This window comes from Pantoea sp. C8B4 (genome assembly GCF_051336905.1).
GTDB lineage: Bacteria > Pseudomonadota > Gammaproteobacteria > Enterobacterales > Enterobacteriaceae > Pantoea > Pantoea rwandensis_B.
In genome coordinates, this window is sequence record NZ_JBGMNK010000005.1 from 234,000 (window position 1) to 257,460 (window position 23,461).

The following is a 23,461-nucleotide window of genomic DNA, read 5'->3' on the forward strand; positions in this document are numbered from 1 at the left end:
AAACGGGCAGCCCGCAGGCTGCCCGATTGCTTAATTGGGATCCGGAATCGCCGTTCCCCAACTGCGCCACTCTTTCGGCGCTTCATCCTGCAGCAGGAAGTGTTTATCAGCACCGGCCTGTGGCGCCAGCGGCACCGTCGGCGGTGTGGCAAATTGAATGCCGCCACGAATGAACTGCTGGAAGGTGCCGGTTTTCACTACCCCGCCAATCAGACCGAAGTCGAGGTTATAGCCAGACGCCAGCCAGAACACGGAGTTATTACGCACCAGATGCTGATACTTCTTGCTGATGCGCAGCGCGATCTGTACGCGATCCGCCATGTTGCCCAGCGAGGTACCGGTTACCGTACCCACTTCCACCCCACGGAACAGCACCGGGGTGCCCAACGACAGCGAACCGGCTTCGGTAGCATCAACATAAATGTTGAGTCCGTTGAGGTAACGCGAATCGGTGATGGTACTCTCCTGCAACTCAAAGGTACGTGCCTGAGCCCCTTTGCCGGGATCGACATTGAGGTAAGGCTGCAGCAAGGTCTCCAGATGATTAACACCCGCTGGCGAGATTTCCGGTGAGACCACCGAGAAGCGACTGCCGATACGCGCAAAGTCCTGCACATACTCGGGATAAAGCACCGCTTTCGCCACCACCTGATTGTTGTCTTTACTCAATGCCAGTGATTCGACCTGGCCGATATTAATGCCGAGGTAACGAATCGGCATGCCCGCGGCCAGTTTGCTGGCATCAAAGGTATGCAAGGTGATCTGGCTGCCGACTGCACGCGCAGCCGTTTCAGAGGCATACAGTACGCGTTTCACGCCTTTCGCTGCTTGCGCGCCAGTGAGGTTATCGAAGCTGATCGCGCCTTTCAGCGCACGGTTAAGCGGCGAAGCCTGCACGGTTAAACCGCTGCCGTTGAGTTGTACTTTCGCACCACCTTCGGCCCAGAATACGCTCTCGCTGGTCAGCAGCTTGCGGTATTGCGGCTCAATGTGGATGGAAATCTCAAAGGCATCGGCGCGCGGCACCACGTCCACCACTTCGCCCACCTGGAATTTACGATACAGCACCACTGAACCGGCCTGCACATCTGGCAAGCTGTTGGCGGTCAGTTTCAGTGTGGTTGGCGGCTGGTCACCTACAATCCCTTCCTGCGCACGCTCAGCATCGGCATATAAAGGATAACGGGCGGAAGGATTGCCTTTCGCACCTGGCACCAGACGAATGCCACCGTCTACCCATTCACGGGCACTGGCACCCAGCACCTGCATCCCGTCTAGACCAAACTTCACGTCGAGACGGCTATTCACGATGAATTTGCTGTCCGCGTGCACCAGATGGCGATATTCCGGATTAATGGCTACCGCAAAGCTAATGCCATTCTCATCCAGTTGACGCGAAATGACCTGCCCAATCTTCATGCCGTACAGCATCACCGGCTGACCGCCATCAATGCCGTAGGTTTCCGGCGCGCTGAGTTTTACCGTCAGGACATCCGGTTTTTGCAGCAGGGTTTCGCTGGCAGGCAGCACGGTAAAGTGATCCTGCGCGGGACCTTCGCCTGGCACCAGTTCGAAGGTGTTACCGGTCAGCAAGCTGCTGAGATTGGTGTCGGTCAGGCTCAGCTTTGGCGCACGCATTTCAATGCGGGTACCGCTGCGCATCAGGCTGGTTACCGAAGGATCCACGGTGAGTTCGCCAGTGACTTTGCCGCCCGGCAACAGATTGAGTTTGGTTAAGGTGCCGACTTCCAGACCCTGGTACATCAGTGGCGTGCTATTCGCTTTGAGGTTATCGCCGCTCGGTAAATCCAGACTGATCTGCACACCACGCTGGCTGCGTGCCAGATCAGGGTAGAGCTGATAGTTTTCGTCGCTGTTGGCCTGCTGGCCTTCTTCTGGAGAATCAAAGGCAATCGCGCCATTTACCAGCGCGGCCAGGCTCTCCAGCTTCACTTTGGCGCCGCTCAGACTGACGTCAGCGTCTACTCCGGACACGTTCCAGAAGCGGCTCTGCTTTTTCACCAGATTGACGAAACGACGCTCAATCAGTACGTCGACCGTGACGCCATCAGTATTACCGTTGATGCTGTAGTCATAGACGCGTCCCACCGGGATTTTGCGGTAGTAGACTAACGAACCGGTGTTCAGCGAACCCAAATCGGGAGAGTGCAGATGGATCAGCAACTCGCCGGTGTTGACGCGATACTTGGGTTGCGTGTCCAGCGCGGTAAAGTGTTCACGCGGATTGCCGCCGCCAGGCATCATGCCAATATAGTTACCGCCCACCAGCGCATCCAATCCTGAAACGCCCGCCAGCGAGGCTTTCGGCGTCACCAGCCAGAACTGTGTATTGTCCTTCAGCGCATCGCGCATATCGCTCTTGATACTGGCCTTGATCTGGATGCTGTGATAATCATCGCTCAGCACAATACCTTGCACGGTACCCACTTCCACGCCCTGATAGCGAATCGGCGTACGGCCCGGCACGATGCCATCCGCGGTCTGGAAGTTGATGGTGATAGTGGTACCGCGTTCCTGATAGTTGGTCCATAGCAGCCAGCCAGCAATCAGCAGGGCGATAATGGGCAATAACCAGAACGGCGAAACCTTGCGTTTGTTACGCAGGTTGGCGCTAGTCGGTGTAGTCGGCGTTTCCTGTTGCATGTGCATCCCAGATCAGGCGGCTATCAAGCCACTCTACAGCCATAATGGTCAGGATGACTGCCGCACCGAAATAGAAAGCGGCAGGTCCCATGGTAAAAGCCAGCAGTTGATCGCGATTCACCAATGACATGGTGACCGCAATCACGAACAGATCCAGCATTGACCAGCGTCCCACCCAGGTGATGGCACGCAGCAGTCGAATACGGGTTTTTAAGCCCTGTTCACACTTAAAATGGATGCTGAGCAGCAACGTCAGCATCACTAACACTTTGGTAAACGGCACCAGAATACTGGCGATAAACACTACCGCCGCTACCGGGATGTTACCGGAAGCCAGGCCCAGAATACCGGAGAAGATCGTATCTTCACGGCGCGCGCCATTGACGTAAACCACTGAAATCGGCAGCAGGTTAGCGGGGATCAACAGCACAATCGAAGCGATCAGCGCGGCCCAGGATTTCTGCAAACTGTGGCGACGACGGAAGTCCAGCGGGGTGTGACAACGTGTACAACGCCCGCGATCGTCCGGCACACCGGTTTGATGGCAGTTCAGACACACCTGCCACTGTTCAGGAGGGGACGTCGGCAAAGCCTGCGGATAATAGTGTTCCCACAGCTCTTCCACGTTAAGGTGAATCAGCGTCAGCAGGCTCAGCACCGTCAGCGCGATATAGGCCACCAGACCGTAGCCCACTTCCAGCGCGGCATAATCCTGCACCTTAATAGAGGCGACCGCCACACCGACCAGATAGATATCCAGCATCACCCACTCTTTGAGCTTCTCCAGCATCAGCAACACCGGACGCAGGTTCATCCCGATGGCGTTGCCAATCCATAAATAGCAGATGCCAGCGACTAAGGTTACCGGTGCACCAATGGTGCAAAACGCCACCATTGAGGCCGTCAGCACGTTGCCCTGCTGTGCCATCTGGATAACGCCTTCCACCAGGCTGGCGTTGATGCGCATGCCAAGCAAGCGAATATCCACCAAAGGCAGGCTGAAGGCGAAGGGCATCAACACGAGCATGGTCACGGCCATCACGGTGAGTCGCGTCATCGACCAATCGCGGCCGCTTTGAATTTTTGCATGACAGCGCGGGCAATGCGCCGACTGATGCGATTTCACATCCGGTAAGGAAAAAAGGGTATCGCATTGCGGACAACGCTGATAACGTGCGTGGGGCAACGTCTGGCTGATAGCGTGAATTTTCATAGGTGACGCAAGTGGCCCATCGTTCGTTACGTTTACCGGCATGCTGTTCAGAGCATTCTGACTGCAATAGGGAGTGGTACAAGAATAGTCTTAACCACCGACTGCTAAGGGTATAGTAACTAACACAATGATTCACCTGATGGGGCTGGATTATTAGTGCTTATTTTAACAACTGAGTGACAACAAGCTCACGACAGTGACGAGTTATGGTTAAACAATGAACAAAAAAGCCTTTTATGAGGATTTAAATCGCGATGTCCGTGCACTGTTAGCGGGCGAAACCTCTTTCCTGGCAGCACTGGGTAATTGCAGTGCGCTGTTGTTTGAACGCCTGGAAGGCGTGAACTGGGCAGGATTCTACTTGCTTACCGAGCCGAATACGCTGGTGCTGGGCCCGTTCCAGGGCAAAATTGCCTGCGTACGCATTCCGGTGGGCAAAGGGGTTTGTGGCACAGCGATTGCAGAGGATAAAGTACAGCTCGTTGAGGATGTGCATGCGTTCCCTGGCCATATCGCGTGTGATGCGGCCAGCAACGCTGAAATCGTGATTCCTCTGAAAGTGAATGGCACCATTGTCGGTGTGCTAGACATTGATAGTACGGTTTATTCTCGCTTTGATAGTGAGGATGAAGCGGGGCTGGTGGCCCTTACCGACGGGCTTTGTGAAGTGCTGGCGGGCAGTGACATCGAAAAATTTATTCAACTGTCACGCAGCTAATCGACTGGATCACATAGCATTTGGCGATGTTGTCATTATAATGTCGCCTGTTCATGCCTGCTCTGGTCGGCAAACCCGTAGTAATCAGGAAATTTCATGGAAAATCAACCTAAGTTGAATAGCAGTAAAGAAGTGATCGCCTTTTTGGCGGAACGTTTTCCGCAATGTTTTAGCGCCGAAGGTGAAGCGCGTCCGCTTAAAATCGGTATCTTCCAGGATCTGGTTGAGCGCGTTCAGGGTGAAAACAGCCTGAGCAAGACGCAACTGCGTTCAGCCTTGCGCCTTTATACCTCAAGCTGGCGTTACCTGTACGGCATTAAAGCGGGTGCAATCCGTGTTGATCTCGATGGCAACGCCTGTGGCGTGCTGGACGAACAACACGTTGAACATGCGCGCAAGCAGCTGGAAGAAGCCAAAGCGCGCGTTCAGGCGCAGCGCGATCAGCAAAAAGCGAAGAAACGCGAAGCCGGTGAAGAGACCGCTGAACGTCGTCCTCGTAAACCTGCTCCTCGCAAAGCGGCTGAAGGCGAAGCACCACGCAAGCCTCGTCCACAGGCACCGCGTGCCGCATCAGCAGAACGTACTGCTGCACCGCGCCCACCGCGAGCTAAACCTGTCACTGATACCTCAACTTTGCAACCCGGCCAGAACATCAAAGTTAAAGCAGGCAAAAGTGCAATGGACGCCACCATTCTTGAAATCACCAAGGATGGCGTTCGGGTGCAGCTCGCTTCCGGCATGGCAATGATTGTGCGCGCAGAACACTTGCAGTTCTGAAACGGAGGCTGACCTCGGCATGAACAACATTTTAAAGATCGGTATGATCGCGGGCCTGCTGTTAGCAGGCCCCACCTTTGGCGCAGATAACATTACCCGCGCCGACCAGATTCCACAGTTACATGAAGACCCGCAGCATCCTACCGTCAGTGAACGCGTCACTTCGCGTTTCACCCGTTCTCACTATCGCCAGTTCGATCTGAATCAGGATTTCTCTGCGAAAATTTTTGATCGCTACCTGAATCTGCTCGACTACAACCATAACGTGTTGTTGGCTTCAGACATCGCGCAATACGCTGATAAGAAAACCACGTTGGGTGATGAACTGCGCAGCGGTAAGCTGGATGTGTTCTACGATCTCTACAATCTGGCGCAGAAACGCCGCTTCGAGCGCTATCAATATGCGCTGAGCGTGCTGAATCGCCCGATGAATTTCACCGGCAATGACACCATCGACATTGACCGTGCAAAATCACCCTGGCCGAAAAACAGCGATGAGCTGAACGCGCTGTGGGATGCCAAAGTCAAATATGACGAGCTGAGCCTGAAACTGGCCGGCAAAGATGACAAAGAGATTCGTGAAACGCTGACTAAGCGTTACAACTTTGCCATTCGTCGCCTGGCGCAGAGCAACAGTGAAGATGTGTTCCAGCTGGCGATGACCGCCTTCGCGCATGAAATCGACCCGCACACTAACTATCTGTCGCCACGCAATACCGAACAGTTCAATACCGAAATGAGCCTGTCTCTTGAAGGTATTGGTGCCGTGCTGCAGATGGACGATGATTACACGGTCATCAACTCCATGGTGGCCGGTGGACCGGCTGCGAAGAGTAAATCCATCAGCGTGGGCGACCGTATTGTCGGTGTTGCTCAGCCAGGCAAGCCAATGGAAGATGTGATTGGCTGGCGTCTGGATGATGTGGTGTCCAAAATCAAAGGACCGAAAGGCAGTAAAGTACGCCTGGAAATCCTGCCTGCTGGTAAAGGCACCAAAACCCGCACCGTGACACTGACGCGTGAAAAGATCCGTCTGGAAGATCGCGCAGTGAAAGGCACCGTACATAACGTCGGTAAAGAGAAAGTCGGCGTACTGGATATTCCAGGCTTCTACGTTGGTCTGACTGACGATGTAAAAGTGCAGCTGCAAAAACTGCAGAAGCAGAACGTCGACAGTATTGTGATCGACCTGCGTACCAACGGCGGCGGTGCTCTCACCGAAGCGGTATCACTGTCTGGTCTGTTTATTCCAAGTGGCCCAGTGGTGCAGGTACGTGACAATAATGGTCGCGTGCGCCAGGACAGTGATAACGACGGTATCGTTTATTACAAAGGTCCGCTGGTGGTGCTGGTCGATCGTTTCAGTGCTTCTGCATCCGAAATCTTTGCCGCTGCGATGCAGGATTACGGCCGTGCGCTGATTGTTGGTGAACCGACCTTTGGTAAAGGCACCGTCCAGCAGTATCGTTCGCTGAACCGCATCTATGATCAGATGCTGCGTCCTGAATGGCCGGCGCTGGGTTCAGTGCAATACACCATCCAGAAGTTCTATCGCATTAACGGTGGCAGTACACAGCGTAAAGGCGTCACGCCGGACCTGCTGATGCCAACTGGCGTAGAAGCGGCGGAAACGGGTGAGAAGTTTGAGGACAACGCGCTGCCATGGGATAGCGTGAATGCCGCGACTTACACCAAAACCGGTGATATCACCGCGCTGGTACCGCAGCTGACCAAAGAGCACGCCGATCGTATCGCTAAAGATCGCGAGTTCCAGTACATCATGAAAGATATTGCGCGCTTTGACGCGATGAAAGACAAACGCAATATCGTGTCGCTCAATCTTGCTCAACGTGAGAAAGAGAACCACGAAGATGATGCACTGCGTCTGGAACGCATTAACGCGCGCTATCAGGCGGAAGGCAAAGCCCCGCTGAAGAGCATTGAAGATTTGCCGAAAGACTACAAAGAGCCAGACCCGTATCTGGACGAAACCGTGAAAATTGCCAATGACATGGCGCAGCTGGAGAAAACCCAGCCTGCTGCAGAAGGCGCGAAATAAATTTTCGCTGAATAAAAGCACCGCTCCGGCGGTGTTTTTTTTTGCACCAAAGGTATTGTTCATTGTGGCTAATGGGCCGATTTGCGCACATCATTACCAAATGTAAAGTTATGTCTTTTTAGACACTTAAAGATTAAGGTTGCTTGAAAACCTGCGCAATGGACATAGGATGTATATCCGCGCATGAGCGCGAGCACAACTGAGGAAGATTAACGTTTATGATGCGTATTGCGCTTTTCCTGGTCACCAACCTGGCGGTGATGTTGGTATTCGGACTGATTCTGAGTCTGACAGGAATTCAGTCAAGCAGTGTTCAGGGTCTGATGATTATGGCAGGTCTGTTTGGCTTTGGCGGTGCGTTTGTTTCACTGCTGATGTCTAAATGGATGGCGTTGCGCTCCGTCGGCGGTGAAGTGATTCAACAACCCCGTAACGAGACAGAACGCTGGCTGATGGATACCGTCAGTCGCCAGGCTCAACAGTCCGGCATTGCGATGCCGCAAGTGGCGATCTATCACGCGCCAGACATTAACGCCTTTGCGACCGGTGCACGTCGTGATGCCTCACTGGTTGCGGTCTCAACCGGCTTGCTGCAGAACATGAGCCGTGATGAAGCGGAAGCGGTACTGGCGCACGAAATCGCCCACATCGCTAACGGTGACATGATCACCATGACGCTGATTCAGGGTGTGGTGAACACCTTCGTGATCTTCATTTCGCGTATTATCGCGCAGGTGGCGTCGGGCTTCCTGTCGGGTAACCGTGACGGTGAAGAGAGCAGCAACGGTAACCCGCTGGTCTATTTTGCGGTCGCGACCGTGCTGGAACTGGTGTTCGGCATTCTCGCCAGCATCATCACCATGTGGTTCTCACGTCACCGTGAATTCCACGCGGATGCGGGTTCAGCCAAACTGGTGGGCCGCGAGAAGATGATTGCCGCTCTGCAGCGTTTGAAAACCAGCTACGAGCCGCAGGAGCCAAGCAGCATGATGGCATTCTGCATTAACGGCAAAAGCAAATCGTTGAGCGAATTGTTTATGTCGCATCCGCCGCTCGATAAGCGTATCGAAGCGCTGCGTAACGGTGACTATCTGAAATAATGGTTTAGCTGTTGCAATAAACAAAGGTGCCCAATTGGGCACCTTTGTTGTTTTATGACTTCACCGTCTGACTCGATTGCGTCATCCGCGACATACTGACGACGGCTGCCACCGTGGCGAAGCTACCCGCTAAAACCAGTGATGCATGTGTTCCGCTGTCGTTAAACAGATTGAACATCAAGGCAACCAGTGCGGCACCACTGCTCTGACCGACCAAACGCGCCGTCCCTAACATACCGCTGGCGCCACCGCTGCGATGGCGCGGGGCAGAGGAGATAATCGTGTGATTATTCGGCGACTGGAACAGGCCAAAGCCCGCACCGCAAAGCATCATTCGCCAGATAATATCAATATCAGTGGGTTGTGTAGGCAGCAGTGCCAGTAAGAACAGACCCGCCGCAAACATCGCCAGCCCCAGGCCACCCAATAATCCCGCATGGACTTTCTCAATCAACCGGCCAGCAATCGGTGCTAGCACCATGGTGGCCAGCGGCCAGGGGGTGAGCAGCAAACCGGTCGCTACTTCATCCCGTCCCAGCACGTTTTGCAGGAAGAACGGCAATGAAACCATTGCCAGCATCTGCGCGCAGAACGAGCAAATAGAAGTGCACATCGACAACGAAAAAATGGGGATGCGCAGCAAATCCACCGGCAGCAGCGGAACAGGCATCGCCAACTGACGACGAACAAACACCACGCCCACCAACACCAGTGCTACGACTTCCGCCAGAATGAGCCAGTGATCCTGCCCCTGTGAGAATCCGCTCAGGGCCGATATGAGCAGGCCAAAGAACAGTGCGTTCATGATGGCGCTGGGAATATCAAACTTCTGCTGTTTGGCTTTCTGCGTGTTATCCGGCAGAAAACGCAGCGCTAGCCACAATGCCACAATGCCCAGCGGCACGTTGATCAGGAATAACCATTTCCAGCTGGCGATGGAGAGAATCGCGGCAGCCACCGTTGGGCCCGCAGCGCTCGATACCGCGACGATCAGCGAGTTAATCGCCATACCGCGGCCGAGAAAACGCTGCGGATAGATAATACGAATCAGCGCTGTGTTCACACTCATCAGTGCCGCGCCGCCAAAACCCTGCAGGATACGCGCCACGGTAAGCATATTGAGTGAAGAGGAGAGGGCGCAGAACAATGAAGTGGCGATAAACAACGCCAGCCCTACCTGATAAACACGGCGATAACCCAGCATATCGCCGAGAAAGGAGAGCGACAGTAACGAGATAACAATGGCGATTTGGTAGGCGTTAACAATCCAGATTGATTCCGCCGGACTGGCATTCAGTTCGCGCGCAATGGTGGGTAACGCGACGTTAGCAATGGCACCATCCAGCACTGCCATCATGATGCCTAACGCAATAGTGATAATCGCGCCGTACCGCTGCGGAACAGGTAATCCATCCTGAGAGACTGTAGGGGACATAAATGAAATAAATGAAGGAAGTGAATATCATCATGCTAATCAATTTTGTGACGGAAAGCACCGCATTCATTGACAAAAAATTACGAAGGAATGTGTCGCTGAGTGCCAGTCGTTGCCGCCGTTGGGCTGAAACGCATATAATGGCGCTTCTGTTCCGTTTTTTTTGAAACACCGTCAAAAAAGGATACGCGCAATGGCGAGCAGTGATAACGATAAACAGCCAGACTCCGTCTCTTCGGTAATGAAAGTGTTCGGCATTTTGCAGGCGTTAGGCGAAGATCGTGATCATGGTATCACCGAACTGTCGCAACGCGTGATGATGTCAAAAAGCACGGTTTACCGCTTTCTGCAAACCATGAAATCATTGGGTTACGTGGCGCAGGAAGGGGAAAGTGAGAAATATTCGCTGACGCTCAAGCTGTTTGAATTGGGTGCCAAGGCACTACAAAACGTCGACCTGATTCGTAGTGCTGATGTCGAAATGCGAGAACTGTCGCGTTTGACCAAAGAAACTATCCATCTGGGTGCGCTGGAAGAAGACAGCATTGTCTATATCCATAAAATCGATTCACTGTATAACCTGCGCATGTACTCGCGCATCGGGCGTCGTAACCCGCTGCACACCACCGCCATCGGTAAAGTATTGCTGGCGTGGCGCGATCGCACTGAAGTTCAGGAGCTCCTGAGCGAAGTTGAATTTCGTCGCAGCACCGCAAACACCATCGTCAGTGCAGAAGCGTTGCTTGAGGTATTAGATCAGGTAAAAGTGCAGGGCTTCGGTGAAGATAACGAAGAGCAGGAAGAGGGCTTACGCTGTATTGCCGTGCCGGTTTTCGACCGCTTCGGCGTGGTGATTGCTGGATTGAGCATCTCGTTCCCGACAATCCGATTCTCTGAAGAAGCAAAAAACGAATATGTGGCGATGCTGCATCGTGCTGCGCGCAATATTTCTGATCAGTTGGGTTACCACAACTACCCATTCTGAATAGCAGAACGGGCTGTCGCCAGCCCGTTTGAATGACTAATTATCTACCACTTCGCCACTTTTCTTCAGCAGTGGGCAATCGGTAACACCCACGATACCGCTGTCGGTATGCAGATACTGCGCGGTGATCATGCCGCGTGCAGTGAGATAGCTACACTGTAAGCCCAGTCCTGCGGCGTTTTTGTTGCTTCCGGTGAGAACGCCATAGCCGGTGAACAGCATCCCTAACCAGACCACTGCCACCACGATTATCGCCCGAATGAATAGTTTCATTTTATCTCCTTGTGATACACAACGCAGCTATCCTGAAGTCGCTGCGATTTCTATAGTAGCAGCATGACGCGTCCTGCTCATGAAATCGATCAGAGATAACTGAAAGCCATCAAGATGCGGGATAATCTGCTTTCCACCGGCAACCATTATCTTTTCCGCACACAACGAGTAGAATCAGCGGCGGTGTAAGTGTTTTATGTTTGACAATAGAGGCAGTTATGAACGAGTTAGCCGCAAATACCAGTCCGCTGTTCAGTTATGGTGTACTGGCCATCATTATTGTTGTGGCCTTGATAGCCTGGTTCTTCGTTAACCGGGCCAGCATGCGCGCCAGTGAACAGATTCGTTTGCTGGAAGCACTGCTGGAAGAGCAGAAAAAACAGAATGCATTGTTGCGCCGCCTGGCGGATGCTCAACCTGCCACAGCAAAACAGCAGGAGGAAGAAGACGCCGTAGAACAGCGCGACTTCATCCGTATGATTCCAGAACGTTAAAAACATGATGGAGCAGTAATGGCCTGGCAAAATCCCTGGTACGACGCAGCGCTGGCGCATCACACGCCAGAAGGTTTCCGCAACCCGGAACCGGAATTGCGCCAGCCAGGGGATTTGCAGCGCTGGCGGCGGGAGCGCAAAGCGGGCCATTTGCCGCTGCCGCCTCAGGCTGGTTATCCGGCATTTATTGCCCGCTGGTGTCAGGAAAGCGATCTGGGTGGTGATGACGATCGCATCTGGTGGTTAGGTCATGCCGCCGTGTTGATGCGGCTCAATCGCCGCTATATTCTCATCGACCCGGCACTCTCTGCGCGTGCTTCACCGCTGCCGTTTGCTGGACCACAGCGTAAAACGCCCGCTCCTCTCCATGTTGCACAGTTGCCACATCTCGACGTGGTACTGATTTCGCACAATCACTACGACCATCTCGATCGGCCTACGGTAAAGCGCATCGCACGTCATTTCCCGGAAGCGCAATTTGTTGTGCCGCTGGGGATGGGAACCTGGTGCCGCAAACGTGGCGTACGTCATGTCACCGAACGCGACTGGTGGCAATCCATTGATATCGCAGGAGTGACGTTGACTGCCGTACCCGCGCGACACTGGAGCATGCGAACTTTCTGGGATCGCAATCGCTCACTGTGGTGCGGCTGGGTGGTGCGAAACCAGAGTGTGAATTTTTGGTTTTCAGGTGACAGTGGCTATAGCGAAAACCTGTTAGAAATTGCTGAACGTCTCGGGCCCTTTAATCTTGCCGCGTTGCCCATTGGCGCTTATGCACCAAAATGGTTCATGCGCGGTCAACATATGGATCCCGATCAGGCGGTGCGTTTATGGCAGGCGATAGGGCGTCCGTTAACGCTGCCGATCCACTGGGGTGTGTTTGAGCTGGCGGATGATCCTTTAGATGAACCCCCTGCCGCTTTGGCGCAAGCAATGCAATCCGTGGGAGAACTGGACTCCCGCTTTATGCCTTGGAGAATAGGCACCAGCCGAAGCCTGCAGAATAGCGATTCAGATGTGTCCTAAGCCCGATTTGTTAAATCAAGTGTCGCAGTGCGTTTTTTTAACATTTAATTGTAGAGTCGTTAGTTAAAAATAAGATAACCGCCAAAACGAGCGTGCATATATTTGGGGCAAGAGCGCTTATATTTTCCTGATTTTGGTGCAAAACAATTAATGACTTGTACTTAATAAATCTGGCTGTACAAGTTTTGCACAGTGCACGAATGTTGCATTCCACGTTAATTTTTTGGCGAAATATTTTATCAATGCCATATTAATGCAATACTTTTTGCGTAGTCTTGACCGCTTTAATTGTGCTGGTTTAAGTTGCGTCGCTACGCTTGACTAATGTAAGTACTGGCGCTAACTACTCTGACATATAACAATTTTTTGTGCAGTTATTCCGTCATCTGTCAATATGCTAATGGCAGAAGAGTGCAGAGCAACGGCCAATTATGTGCGTCATGTCGATCACCGTTTAAAAATGGCTTGCCATTAATTTGCGGATATGTGATAACGACTCTTGGGTCAAACGAGGTACAGTTCTGTTTATGTATGGCATCTTCAGTAAAGAAGTTACGAGTAAAGACGTTGACGTTGAATTCCGCTTCCTTGCCGAACCTTAAATTAGTGCCTCATTCAGTAACGTCTCTGGTTTATCTGTAAGACTGCCTTCGGGCAATATAAACAATCAAAGGAATTTGCAAAAATGGCAAAGATTAAAGGTCAGGTTAAGTGGTTCAACGAGTCTAAAGGTTTTGGTTTCATTACTCCTGCTGACGGCAGCAAAGATGTGTTCGTACACTTCTCTGCAATCCAGGGTAACGGCTTCAAAACTCTGGCTGAAGGCCAGGCTGTTGAGTTCGAAATTCAGGACGGCCAGAAAGGTCCAGCTGCAGTAAACGTAACTGCTATCTGATTTCGTTTTCAGACTCGGTGCCATGCGCCGCTGACACGAATTGTAAAGCCCTGGTCTCTGACCGGGGCTTTTCTTTTATCCTTTCTGTTGCCAGACGATCAGGGTAAACTGCGCGCGAATCGTGAACCCGGAGTTGTCTATGTCTTTGATTTGCCCACTTTGCCAGCAACATTTGCACCAGCAAGCTAACAGCTTCCGCTGCGATGCCGGTCACCAATTCGATCAGGCGAAAGAAGGGTACGTCAATTTGTTGCCGGTGCAGCATAAAGGCTCAAAGGAACCGGGTGACAGTGCGGAAATGCTGCTGGCACGCCGTGTATTTCTTGATGCCGGACACTATCAACCCTTGCGCGATTCGGTGGCGCAACATCTGGCGCAGCGTCTGAATGGCAAGGCTGCTCAGGTATTGGATATTGGCTGTGGTGAAGGTTATTACACTGCAACAATGGCGCAAGCGCTTCCGCAAGCACAGTTATTTGGCCTTGATGTGGCGAAAGCGGCGATTCGCATGGCGGCTAAACGCTATCGTGCGGTGAAATTCTGTGTCGCCTCCAGTCAACGTTTACCTTTTGCTGACGCCTCGCTGGATAGCATTGTGCGCATTTACGCTCCTTGCAACGAAGCGGAATTGAGTCGCGTCGTCAAAGCGGGCGGCTATCTACTGACGGTGACACCTGGCCCACATCATCTGCAGCAGTTCAAAGCGCTGATTTATCGTGAAGTGCAGCTGCACGCGGCAGAAGAAAAGGCTTACGAAGGTTTCAGGCAGGTCGAGCAACACAACCTGCGTTATGAGATGACGTTAAATGGGGCCGAAGCGGTGAGCTTGCTGCAGATGACGCCTTTTGCCTGGCGTGCGCGCGAAGAAGTCTGGCAGACACTGGCGGCAGCCGATACCTTTAGCTGCGACGCCGACTTCATGCTGACGCTATGGCAGCGCGCTTAACGCGCTTCCACCAGCGTATTGTAGATACGTTCCAGATCGTCGAGCTGTTGCACTGCAATCAGCAGGCGACGCTGTTCCAGCTGCATGACTAAAATGCCATCCTCAGACAAGTTCATACTTTGAATGCGACGATAGTCGATCCACACGCTGCCGAAGAACAGTCCCTCGGTCTTCATCAACAATTTCGGCGTGCGTAGCCAGAATAGCCAGATGGCCATAAAGCACAACACCATCAGCAGCGTGGTGGTGAGTTGGGGGCCATGGTTGCTGACGTTATTCCACAGCAGAATCAGCAGTAACACGATAAAAATGCCGCTGTCGATTTTATGGCGACGACGCAGCGCGACACGCAGTTTGGTCGGCCCCTTGCGCCGCGGCAGGATAGCGTCATCGTAAATCGCGAACAGGGCGAAGGCGAAGATCAGCAGGGCAATCAGAGCGTCAGTCAGTGACATTACATTTTCTTCCTCAACCGAATTTACCTCAACGTTGGCGCTCAGGTAACCTCGCTTAAAACGGCCGGGAGCCAAAGCCCCCGGCGAGATGATTACAGACCGAGCAGGCCGATCCAGTAACCAAAGATACCCAGGGCAAAGAAGCCCACGATAATCCACAGTGCGTTAACTTTACGGCGCAGCAGCCACATACAGCCGAAGGTCAGCAGCAGCGGGATTAAGCCCGGCATCAGCTGATCGAGGATCGATTGAACGGTCGTCACGGTGGTTTTGCCGGTGTGATCGGTAATGCGCGACACCACAAGCGGCACGTTCACGTGTGTCCACTTGTTGACCAGCGCCCCCATGACAAACAGGCCGAGAATCGACGCCCCCTCCGTAAGCTTTTGCAGGAAGCCGCCACCCATATCGCTGACGATATCCACGCCTTTGCGATAACCATACGCCACACCGTAATAACGCGTCAGCATACGCACGGCGTTAAACAGAATGAAGAACAGCAGGGGGCCGAGCAGGCTGCCGCTCATCGCGATACCGGCACCGAGTGCAGCAAACACCGGGCGAACGGTACCCCAGAAGATTGGGTCACCAACCCCCGCCAGCGGTCCCATCAGGCCGACTTTAATACCGTTAATTGCGGCATCATCAATCGCCGCGCCGTTAGCACGCTGCTCTTCCATCGCCATGGTAACGCCCAGCACAGGTGCAGCCACGTATGGATGGGTGTTGAAGAACTCCAGGTGACGCTTAATGGCCTGTTTACGATCGTCGTTGTTCTCAGGATAGAGGCGACGAATCACCGGTACCATCGAGAAGCAGAAGCCCAGCGCCTGCATACGTTCAAAGTTCCATGAACCCTGAAACAGGTTAGAGCGGATGAACACACCACGGACGTCGCTCGGGGTGAGTTTCTTTTGCGTGTTAGTTGTATCAACCATGATTTCACCTGTTCCTAGTCGAGTTCGTTGTCGAGGTCATTGTGTGCAGGACCGGCAGCGGCCGCGCCTGCTGTACGGTTATATTTCGGCGCCAGCTGGATATACAGCACCGCCATGACCACACCAATCACGCCCAGAGCAACCAGGTTGAAGTTGGTGAAGGCCGCCGTCACAAAGCCCAGATAGAAGAACGGCATCAGGTAGCCTGCGCGCATCATGTTGATGACCATCGCGTAACCCACGACGACGATCATGCCACCGGCGATGTTCAGACCGTTGGTGACCACTTCTGGAATGGAGTTCAACAGTTCCTGTACCACGCTGGTACCCACTGAAATCGCCACGATCAGGGCTGGAATGGCAATACGCATCGCCTGCAATACCAGTGCAGAGACGTGAATCCAGCTGATGGCGCTCAGATTGCCTTTCTCGGCGGCCTTATCGGCAGCGTGCTGGAAGGCAACAGTGATGGTACGGACGATGATGGTCAGCACCTGACCGGCTGCCGCCAGTGGAATCGCCAGTGCGATACCCGCACCAACGCTTTGGCCACCTGCGATAACCAGAATGGTCGAAATGATGGAGGCCAGTGCCGCATCAGGTGCAACCGCCGCACCGATGTTCATCCAGCCCAGCGCGATCATTTCCAGGGTACCACCGATGATGATACCGGTTTTCATGTCACCCAGAACCGCACCAATCAAGGTACAGGCCACCAGTGGACGGTGGAACTGGAACTCATCAAGTATCGATCCCATCCCGGCAATACAAGCCACAATAAATATCAGGATGATTTGTAGCGTGGTTATTTCCATTGCTTTTCTCCTCAGCAAGGTCTCAAGTATTCGCCCGCCAGCGCAGGCAAAAGCGAACTACTGATTGACCTTGGCAATCAGGTCCATCATTTTCAGTCTTGGGTCGTTTGAAACTTTACGAACTTCCAGTTCGATACCGCGTTCATTCAGTTTACGGAAGGCTTCAATGTCCTTCTGATCGACCGAAACGGCGTTGTTGACCTGGGTTTTACCCTGTTTGAATGCCATGCCGCCGATGTTGACCGATTTGATATCGACGCCTTGTTCAACAATCCGTTCCACATCGGTAGGATTGGTAAACAGCAGCATCACGCGGTCACGACCGTATTTCGGGTTGTTCCACACCCGGATCATTTTGGCGATGTCGACCACGTGGGCGGTTACGCCCGGCGGTGCCACCTGGGTCAGCAGCGTTTTACGCACGTGATCGTTGGCGACTTCATCGCTAACGACAATGATGCGCGTGACGTTGGTCTCTTTGGTCCAGCGGGTTGCCACCTGGCCGTGAATTAAACGGTCATCGATACGGGCCAGACCGATCTTCATGTGCTCGCCTGGCGCCAAAGGCTTTTGCGGTTGCGCCGGGGCTTTTGCGGCAACCGGTGCTACAGCTTCCGGGGTAGGGGTTTCGGTCTTCAGGGCTTTAACGCCTTCGCGACCGGCTTCCACGGCAATGTGAATCAATTCCTCAAAGGATGGGTTGTCATCGCGCCCCATCAGGGTTTCCACCAGCATCGGGATATTCACCCCGGCGATGACATCATAATCCGGCTTATCCACCACAATGCGGCTGGCCGCGTTAAATGGACTGCCGCCCCAGGTATCCACCAGGAACAGCACGCCTTTCGACGTGTCGAGTTCTGCCAGTCTCGCCTGATACTTTTCGATTAGCGTTTCTGCATTTTCGCCGGGCACGAAATCAATCCATCCGACATTTTCCTGCTCACCCAACAACATTTCTGCTGTTTTAAGCAACTGTTCTGCCGCCCAGCCATGTGTACCAATTACAATAGCAATGGTCACTTGCTACCTCCGTTCGCATGAGAGATTCTCTGGCATTGCCGGGAATCATTGAGAATTACCGTTGTTGATTCAGGTGGATCGTTTGGGTCTAAGATGAAGAGTCGCATCAATAAATATTCCGAAACTGTCCGCTGCACAGCAGTAAGGTCGCGATTTATTTTAGTGTGCGAAAAAATAATTTATGTGATGTTTGTCAGCTATTTCGAGCGTAACGCTGCAAAATTGCATTTATGTTCACTATTCCTGCGTTTGTGCAGTTGTTTGTAAATGTAATAAATTTTTTTGACGTTGTTGATGTAACTGATACATTAGCGTTCTGTTTAATATTCAGGAGTATCGGGCTTCAGCTCACCTATATGGACCGTCACCGACGTCGCTCAACATGTTCTCAGCGCTTTCTGGCGCACACTACAACGCTCTTCAGCGTGACCTCATTTGCTAACGATCTCTCGTCTCGCTTCACAGCGCAGGCTCAATCTCGTTCGCCCCTCTGTGTTGTAAGGAGTCATTGATGGAATTTCTCTTCGACCCCTCAATTTGGGCGGGTTTGCTAACGCTGATCGTGCTGGAGATCGTTCTCGGCATCGACAACCTGGTGTTCATCGCTATCCTTGCCGACAAGTTGCCACCGAAACAGCGTGATAAAGCGCGTCTGATTGGTTTATCCCTTGCCCTGGTGATGCGATTAGGCCTGCTGTCGCTGATTTCCTGGATCGTGACATTGACGCGACCCCTATTCAGCGTAGGCGATTTCAGTTTTTCCGGGCGAGATTTAATTCTGTTGTTCGGTGGTTTGTTCCTGTTATTCAAAGGAACCATGGAACTGCATGAGCGGCTGGAAAACCGCGGCATGGAACATCAGGGCAACAAAGGTTATGCCAGCTTCTGGGCCGTGGTGATCCAGATTGTGGTGCTGGACGCGGTATTCTCGCTCGATGCGGTGATTACTGCGGTGGGCATGGTGAACCATCTGCCGGTAATGATGACGGCCGTAGTGATCGCCATGGGTGTGATGCTATTGGCTTCGAAGCCGTTGACCAATTTCGTCAATGCCCATCCGACGGTCGTGGTGCTTTGCTTAAGCTTCCTGCTGATGATTGGTTTGTCATTGGTGGCGGAAGGCTTTGGTTTCCACATTCCGAAAGGCTATCTGTACGCCGCAATTGGCTTCTCGATTGTTATTGAGCTGTTCAACCAAATTGCGCGCCGTAACTTTATTCGCCACCAGGAACATCGGCCGATGCGTGAACGCACCGCCGAAGCGATTTTGCGCCTGATGGGGGGGCGCCAGCGTCATCAGCCGGTGACCACAGAAGAAGCTTCGCTGACGCAGGCGATGCCACAGGAAGCATTTAAAGACGAAGAGCGTTATATGATCAACGGCGTGTTGACGCTGTCACAGCGCTCAATTCGCAGCATCATGACGCCACGCGGAAACATTTCATGGGTGGATGCCGAACGTCCAGTGGATGAAATTCGTATTCAGCTGCTCGACACGCCGCACAGTTTGTTCCCGGTGTGCCGAGGTGAGTTGGATGAGATCATCGGTGTGGTACGTGCCAAAGAACTGCTGGTGGCGCTGGAGCATGGTATGGACGTGGCGACGTTTGCTGCTACCACTCCGGCGATAGTGGTGCCTGAAACGTTGGATCCGATCAACCTGCTGGGCGTGCTGCGCCGTGCTAAAGGCAGCTTTGTCATCGTCACCAACGAATTTGGTGTGGTGCAAGGTTTGATTACCCCGCTGGACGTGCTGGAAGCGATTGCCGGTGAGTTCCCGGATGAAGATGAAACGCCCGATATTATCGCGGATGGTGATGGCTGGTTAGTGAAGGGCGGTACCGATCTGCATTCACTGCAGCAGTTGCTTGACCACCATGAGCTGGTAGACAGGGAAGAGGATCATGCCTCGCTGGCGGGGCTGTTGATTGCCCAGAAAGGCCAACTGCCGCAGCCTGGTGAGATCATCGACCTGCCGCCGCTGCACTTCCAAATCATCGAGGCTACCGATTATCGTATCGACCTGGTGCGCGTAACCAAAGATAAGCCGCATGAAGACGAAGAGCATGAGGCGTAAGCGCTAAGTTAATTGTCATCGAAAAGGCCGACATCCATGATGTCGGCCTTTTTTTATTTAGTGACCCGTCCTGGATGGCGCGACCCATTGCACTTGCTCACCGGCGAAGATGTGATGAACCAGTATGTTAAACGCGCAAAAGCGAATAACCCGTCCTCAATATAGCGTTATGCAGACCGCAAAAATGCCAAATGAAGCCGGTAAAGGGGGATGAGGAGTAAAGCGTACGCCGCAGGGATGCGGCGTCCGAGGCTACAGGGATGTATTCACGCCGTCTTTACGGAACATCCCCCTTTACCGGCTGGAACGCACCCTCAGGCACAGCCATCGAACGCACCCTCAGACACAGTCATCGAACGCACCCTCAGACACAGCAGTCCAACCCAACATCAGGCCCTAAGATGCGCCTGATGCTGTTCCAGCCACACAGGGAAATCTTCGATTGGCATTGGACGGGCGTAATAATAGCCCTGTAAATGATCCACGCCGCGCTCACGCAGATAGTGTGCCTGCTCAGCGGTTTCCACGCCCTCAGCCACTAACGCAATGTTCAAACGCTGCGCCAGCGAAATCACCATATCGGTTACCGTGGCGTTAATCGCATCGGTGCCGATGGCCGCAGTGAAAATCTTGTCAATTTTCAGCACGTCTGGCTTCAGGTCTTTCAGGTAGGCGAGGGAACTGTGACCAGTGCCGAAATCGTCGATCGCCAGACGTACGCCGATCTCATGAAGCTGCGATACCACAGATTGATCGATCACCGGCAAGGCATCACGCTCAGTCAACTCGACCACCAGCTTTGGCAGCGGGTTAGCGGGCCACCAGATGCTTTGCAGATCCTCGACAATCGCACGATCGCGGAAATGGCTGGCGGCAACGTTAATCGCAATATGGAAAGAGGAACACTGCGGCAGGTTGGGCAACTCATCCACCACTTTTGCTAACACAAAGCGCGTCAGTGGCGCTATCAGGTTCTGACGCTCAGCTAGCGGGATAAACACATCCGGCGCAACCCAACCCTGACGCGCATTATGCCAACGCAGCAGCAACTCCATGCCATCGCACTCACCACTTTTGGCATTGATCAGCGGCTGACAGTACACCATAAATTCATTCGCGGTAATGCCATAACTGATTTGCCAACTGAGGCTCATGCGGTTCGCGGTGGCTAACCAAACGATATAACCCATCAGCAAGCTCAGCAACACCGCGAGCGGCAATTGGGAAGGCAGCGTATGCAACGCCAGACGTGCCGGAGAAGGGCCATACAAGGTAATGCTGTAGGGGTAACGCAGTGAAGCCTGATCGAAAGCCACTTCATCTTCCGATGGCTCTGTCTCTTCAATCAGCGGATTACCATATTCCAGACTCTGTCCGCCGACATTAAAAATGGCCCGTTCGACCCAGGGTAACTGCGGCTCCAGCAAATAATTCGTCATCAATTCCACATTGATAACCTGCAGCAGCCCATCGCGATTATCCAGCGATTTGGGCGTCCACAGCAGCAATACCGGTGAACCCTTCAGCAGGTAGTTATCCGTGGTCAGCATCATGCGCTGATTGTTAATTGCTAATTCCGGGTAGGTCTGACTAAAAGAAATATTGCGCGGACCGTAAATGCTGGAGCAGTAAATACTGTCGTCCTGCACCAGCAGAATGGTGCGCACGGTCTGCAATGAAGAAATCTTTTCGATCAACGGATAGCGAACTTGTGCGCAAGGTACGCCAACCAGCCCAAGCGTGTTGTTGGCGGACACATCCAGCGGGGAGAACATACGGTCAAAGCGCTCAATGGCGCGGCTGGCAAAATTCAGTGACTGCTGCTCAATACGCGATTTCTCTTCGATATAACGAAAAGTCAGCGTGAGAATCAGAACCAGCGCCGCGATCACCAACGCAATAAGCAAACGCTTACGGCGAAATTGACCAACAAATTGCTGGGGAATGAGCATCAGTAACCACCTTGCAAAACAAAAATTGAAGCCAAATTAACGTGTAGGTTATCGGCATGGAGGCGGCCAGGTTTAGCGCAGCGCAGAGAAAAAAAGCGGCACTAAAAAACAGCGCGGCCACTAAGGGCCGCGCGCAAATTAATGTATCTGGTTTACTCACCAGGAGGTAGCGTGAGATGCAGAAAATAATTCAATTGATTATTTTTTCGACATACCTCGTTAATCACATTGAACTTTGATCGCCAGACCACCGCGGGAGGTTTCACGGTATTTGGCATTCATATCTTTACCGGTTTCGTACATGGTTTCGATCACCTTATCCAGCGAAACTCGCGGCTCACTGGTACGGCGCAACGCCATGCGCGCGGCATTGATGGCTTTGACTGAGGCGATGGCATTACGTTCGATGCACGGCACCTGCACCTGGCCTGCCACCGGATCACAGGTCAATCCCAGATTATGTTCCATGCCGATTTCAGCAGCGACACACACCTGCTCCGGGCTGGCGCCAAGCAATTCCGCCAGGCCAGCGGCAGCCATCGAACAAGCCACACCGACTTCGCCCTGGCAGCCCACTTCGGCACCGGAAATCGAGGCGTTCATTTTATACAGCACGCCAATGGCACCTGAAGCCAGGAAGTAACGGATGAAGATATCTGGCGTCACGGTCTCAATAAAGTGATCGTAGTAAGCCAGCACTGCAGGCACGATACCGCAGGCGCCGTTGGTTGGCGCGGTCACCACACGTCCACCGGCGGCATTTTCTTCATTCACCGCCAGTGCAAACATGTTAATCCAATCAATCACGTTCATCGGATCGTTGGAGTGTTTGGAGGAGGACACCAGCAAACGACGCAACGAGGCTGCACGGCGCGGCACCCGCAGTGGGCCAGGCAATACGCCTTCCGTATTTAAGCCGCGATCGATACAGGCCTGCATGGTTTGCCACACGTTGCCGAAATAGGCATAAATGTCTTCACGACTGTGCAACGCCAGTTCATTCTTCATCACCAAACCGGAAAGTGACAAACCGCTTTCATGGCAGTGGCTCAACAACTCTTTGGCAGAGTTGAACGCATACGGCACGGATACCTCATCCAACACGGATTGGCCGAAATGCTCTTCATCAACGATAAAACCGCCGCCGATGGAGTAGTAAGTTTTGGTCAGGATTAACAGATCGCCAGCAAAGGCGAAAACCGTCATGCCGTTTTCATGCAACGACAGATTTTCACTGCGGAACACCATGCCGCCTTCGCGTGGGAAATCGACTTCACGCGCACCATTAGCCAGCAGCAGGCGCTCGCGCTGTTCTACATCTTTAATAAAGGCGGGAATGCTATCGATATCTACCGTGGCAGGTTCAAACCCAGCCAGCCCCATAATGATGGCAATATCGGTATGGTGACCTTTACCTGTGAGCGACAGCGAGCCATAAACGTCGACGGCAATACGCGTCACGTCCTGCAGCTTGCCCTGTTCGGCCAGCAGATCAACAAACTGCTTGCCCGCTTTCATCGGACCTACGGTATGTGAACTGGATGGGCCAATGCCCACTTTGAACATGTCAAAAACACTAATCACCGGTGACACTCCTCACAAATCTTATTCTG

The 23,461-nt window shown here is 53.0% G+C and carries 21 protein-coding genes; 11 read left to right on the top strand and 10 right to left on the bottom strand.

The annotated features are described in order from the left end of the window. Positions 1–30 precede the first annotated feature (30 nt). The gene (locus ACCW76_RS09025; protein ID WP_436338366.1) at positions 31–2,664 is read right to left on the bottom strand and encodes an MlaD family protein; all 2,634 of its coding nucleotides are present in this window, start codon (positions 2,662–2,664) and stop codon (positions 31–33) included. After that, positions 2,633–3,877, bottom strand: coding sequence for a membrane integrity lipid transport subunit YebS (yebS, locus tag ACCW76_RS09030; RefSeq protein WP_436338367.1), 1,245 nt, complete (start codon positions 3,875–3,877; stop codon positions 2,633–2,635). Before yebS ends, ACCW76_RS09025 begins: the two co-directional genes overlap by 32 nt. A 217-nt stretch (positions 3,878–4,094) precedes the next feature. On the opposite strand from yebS, the gene ACCW76_RS09035 reads away from it, so the two are divergent. From ACCW76_RS09035 to htpX, 4 genes are all read left to right on the top strand, one after another. Next, positions 4,095–4,595: a GAF domain-containing protein gene (locus tag ACCW76_RS09035; RefSeq protein ID WP_436338368.1), complete on the top strand. Its 501-nt coding sequence runs from the start codon at positions 4,095–4,097 to the stop codon at positions 4,593–4,595. Between the two features lie 96 nt (positions 4,596–4,691). Beyond that, the gene (gene proQ / locus ACCW76_RS09040; RefSeq protein WP_038646559.1) at positions 4,692–5,372 is read left to right on the top strand and encodes an RNA chaperone ProQ; all 681 of its coding nucleotides are present in this window, start codon (positions 4,692–4,694) and stop codon (positions 5,370–5,372) included. 19 nt (positions 5,373–5,391) lie between these two features. Further along, positions 5,392–7,431 (top strand): carboxy terminal-processing peptidase, encoded by a 2,040-nt coding sequence (gene prc / locus ACCW76_RS09045; protein WP_034828701.1) that lies wholly within the window; start codon positions 5,392–5,394, stop codon positions 7,429–7,431. 218 nt (positions 7,432–7,649) lie between these two features. After that, positions 7,650–8,531 carry a protease HtpX gene (htpX, locus tag ACCW76_RS09050; protein ID WP_038646563.1) on the top strand — a complete coding sequence of 294 codons (882 nt, stop codon included), beginning with the start codon at positions 7,650–7,652 and terminating at the stop codon, positions 8,529–8,531. Between the two features lie 52 nt (positions 8,532–8,583). Here htpX and ACCW76_RS09055 read toward each other — a convergent pair whose 3' ends face one another. Then, a complete protein-coding gene (locus ACCW76_RS09055; RefSeq protein ID WP_045833089.1) occupies positions 8,584–9,966 on the bottom strand; it encodes an MFS transporter in 1,383 nt (460 codons plus the stop codon). A gap of 193 nt (positions 9,967–10,159) precedes the next feature. Between ACCW76_RS09055 and kdgR the strand changes: the two genes are divergently transcribed. Continuing rightward, positions 10,160–10,951 carry a DNA-binding transcriptional regulator KdgR gene (gene kdgR, locus ACCW76_RS09060; protein WP_045816061.1) on the top strand — a complete coding sequence of 264 codons (792 nt, stop codon included), beginning with the start codon at positions 10,160–10,162 and terminating at the stop codon, positions 10,949–10,951. A 36-nt stretch (positions 10,952–10,987) separates the two neighbouring features. On the opposite strand, the gene ACCW76_RS09065 is transcribed toward kdgR, so the two are convergent. Then, complete coding sequence (locus tag ACCW76_RS09065) at positions 10,988–11,224, bottom strand: YobH family protein (RefSeq protein ID WP_034828706.1); 237 nt, start codon at positions 11,222–11,224, stop codon at positions 10,988–10,990. 218 nt (positions 11,225–11,442) lie between these two features. Here ACCW76_RS09065 and ACCW76_RS09070 point away from each other — a divergent pair, with 218 nt between their 5' ends. The 5 genes from ACCW76_RS09070 (at position 11,443) to rlmA (ending at position 14,588) form a co-directional block, all read left to right on the top strand. Then, the gene (locus ACCW76_RS09070) at positions 11,443–11,718 is read left to right on the top strand and encodes a YebO family protein (protein WP_034828707.1); all 276 of its coding nucleotides are present in this window, start codon (positions 11,443–11,445) and stop codon (positions 11,716–11,718) included. Between the two features lie 18 nt (positions 11,719–11,736). Then, on the top strand, positions 11,737–12,747 hold the full coding sequence (locus ACCW76_RS09075; RefSeq protein ID WP_436338369.1) for an MBL fold metallo-hydrolase: 1,011 nt from the start codon (positions 11,737–11,739) through the stop codon (positions 12,745–12,747). Positions 12,748–13,274: 527 nt separating this feature from the next. Next, positions 13,275–13,349, top strand: coding sequence for a DUF2627 domain-containing protein (locus ACCW76_RS09080; protein WP_128599124.1), 75 nt, complete (start codon positions 13,275–13,277; stop codon positions 13,347–13,349). 83 nt (positions 13,350–13,432) lie between these two features. Next, positions 13,433–13,642 carry a transcription antiterminator/RNA stability regulator CspE gene (gene cspE, locus ACCW76_RS09085; RefSeq protein ID WP_034828712.1) on the top strand — a complete coding sequence of 70 codons (210 nt, stop codon included), beginning with the start codon at positions 13,433–13,435 and terminating at the stop codon, positions 13,640–13,642. A gap of 139 nt (positions 13,643–13,781) precedes the next feature. Then, positions 13,782–14,588, top strand: coding sequence for a 23S rRNA (guanine(745)-N(1))-methyltransferase (gene rlmA, locus ACCW76_RS09090; protein WP_436338370.1), 807 nt, complete (start codon positions 13,782–13,784; stop codon positions 14,586–14,588). On the opposite strand, the gene ACCW76_RS09095 is transcribed toward rlmA, so the two are convergent. The 4 genes from ACCW76_RS09095 to manX all read right to left on the bottom strand — a co-directional run bounded on the left by ACCW76_RS09095 (position 14,585) and on the right by manX (position 17,819). After that, positions 14,585–15,043 (bottom strand): DUF986 family protein, encoded by a 459-nt coding sequence (locus tag ACCW76_RS09095; RefSeq protein WP_045816065.1) that lies wholly within the window; start codon positions 15,041–15,043, stop codon positions 14,585–14,587. The genes rlmA and ACCW76_RS09095 overlap by 4 nt on opposite strands. Before the next feature lie 92 nt (positions 15,044–15,135). Continuing rightward, positions 15,136–15,981, bottom strand: a complete 846-nt coding sequence (locus tag ACCW76_RS09100) for a PTS mannose transporter subunit IID (protein ID WP_038646579.1) — start codon at positions 15,979–15,981, stop codon at positions 15,136–15,138. A gap of 14 nt (positions 15,982–15,995) precedes the next feature. After that, positions 15,996–16,796, bottom strand: coding sequence for a PTS mannose/fructose/sorbose transporter subunit IIC (locus tag ACCW76_RS09105; RefSeq protein ID WP_436338371.1), 801 nt, complete (start codon positions 16,794–16,796; stop codon positions 15,996–15,998). A gap of 57 nt (positions 16,797–16,853) precedes the next feature. Further along, positions 16,854–17,819 carry a PTS mannose transporter subunit IIAB gene (gene manX, locus ACCW76_RS09110; protein WP_436338372.1) on the bottom strand — a complete coding sequence of 322 codons (966 nt, stop codon included), beginning with the start codon at positions 17,817–17,819 and terminating at the stop codon, positions 16,854–16,856. 511 nt (positions 17,820–18,330) lie between these two features. On the opposite strand from manX, the gene ACCW76_RS09115 reads away from it, so the two are divergent. Next, entirely contained in the window at positions 18,331–19,896 is a 1,566-nt protein-coding gene (locus ACCW76_RS09115) for a TerC family protein (RefSeq protein WP_034828721.1), read from the top strand. Positions 19,897–20,285: 389 nt separating this feature from the next. On the opposite strand, the gene ACCW76_RS09120 is transcribed toward ACCW76_RS09115, so the two are convergent. Together ACCW76_RS09120 and ACCW76_RS09125 are read right to left on the bottom strand one after the other, a co-directional pair. Then, positions 20,286–21,848, bottom strand: a complete 1,563-nt coding sequence (locus ACCW76_RS09120) for an EAL domain-containing protein (protein ID WP_160833634.1) — start codon at positions 21,846–21,848, stop codon at positions 20,286–20,288. A 219-nt stretch (positions 21,849–22,067) separates the two neighbouring features. Beyond that, positions 22,068–23,432 (bottom strand): L-serine ammonia-lyase, encoded by a 1,365-nt coding sequence (locus ACCW76_RS09125; RefSeq protein ID WP_045816068.1) that lies wholly within the window; start codon positions 23,430–23,432, stop codon positions 22,068–22,070. Positions 23,433–23,461: the final 29 nt, after the last annotated feature.

Coding starts and splice junctions, on each gene's coding strand:
- ACCW76_RS09025 (WP_436338366.1), bottom strand. CDS start 2,664: ATGCAACAGGAAACGCCGACTACACCGACTAGCGCCAACCTGCGTAAC.
- yebS (WP_436338367.1), bottom strand. CDS start 3,877: ATGAAAATTCACGCTATCAGCCAGACGTTGCCCCACGCACGTTATCAG.
- ACCW76_RS09035 (WP_436338368.1), top strand. CDS start 4,095: ATGAACAAAAAAGCCTTTTATGAGGATTTAAATCGCGATGTCCGTGCA.
- proQ (WP_038646559.1), top strand. CDS start 4,692: ATGGAAAATCAACCTAAGTTGAATAGCAGTAAAGAAGTGATCGCCTTT.
- prc (WP_034828701.1), top strand. CDS start 5,392: ATGAACAACATTTTAAAGATCGGTATGATCGCGGGCCTGCTGTTAGCA.
- htpX (WP_038646563.1), top strand. CDS start 7,650: ATGATGCGTATTGCGCTTTTCCTGGTCACCAACCTGGCGGTGATGTTG.
- ACCW76_RS09055 (WP_045833089.1), bottom strand. CDS start 9,966: ATGTCCCCTACAGTCTCTCAGGATGGATTACCTGTTCCGCAGCGGTAC.
- kdgR (WP_045816061.1), top strand. CDS start 10,160: ATGGCGAGCAGTGATAACGATAAACAGCCAGACTCCGTCTCTTCGGTA.
- ACCW76_RS09065 (WP_034828706.1), bottom strand. CDS start 11,224: ATGAAACTATTCATTCGGGCGATAATCGTGGTGGCAGTGGTCTGGTTA.
- ACCW76_RS09070 (WP_034828707.1), top strand. CDS start 11,443: ATGAACGAGTTAGCCGCAAATACCAGTCCGCTGTTCAGTTATGGTGTA.
- ACCW76_RS09075 (WP_436338369.1), top strand. CDS start 11,737: ATGGCCTGGCAAAATCCCTGGTACGACGCAGCGCTGGCGCATCACACG.
- cspE (WP_034828712.1), top strand. CDS start 13,433: ATGGCAAAGATTAAAGGTCAGGTTAAGTGGTTCAACGAGTCTAAAGGT.
- rlmA (WP_436338370.1), top strand. CDS start 13,782: ATGTCTTTGATTTGCCCACTTTGCCAGCAACATTTGCACCAGCAAGCT.
- ACCW76_RS09095 (WP_045816065.1), bottom strand. CDS start 15,043: ATGTCACTGACTGACGCTCTGATTGCCCTGCTGATCTTCGCCTTCGCC.
- ACCW76_RS09100 (WP_038646579.1), bottom strand. CDS start 15,981: ATGGTTGATACAACTAACACGCAAAAGAAACTCACCCCGAGCGACGTC.
- ACCW76_RS09105 (WP_436338371.1), bottom strand. CDS start 16,796: ATGGAAATAACCACGCTACAAATCATCCTGATATTTATTGTGGCTTGT.
- ACCW76_RS09115 (WP_034828721.1), top strand. CDS start 18,331: ATGGAATTTCTCTTCGACCCCTCAATTTGGGCGGGTTTGCTAACGCTG.
- ACCW76_RS09120 (WP_160833634.1), bottom strand. CDS start 21,848: ATGCTCATTCCCCAGCAATTTGTTGGTCAATTTCGCCGTAAGCGTTTG.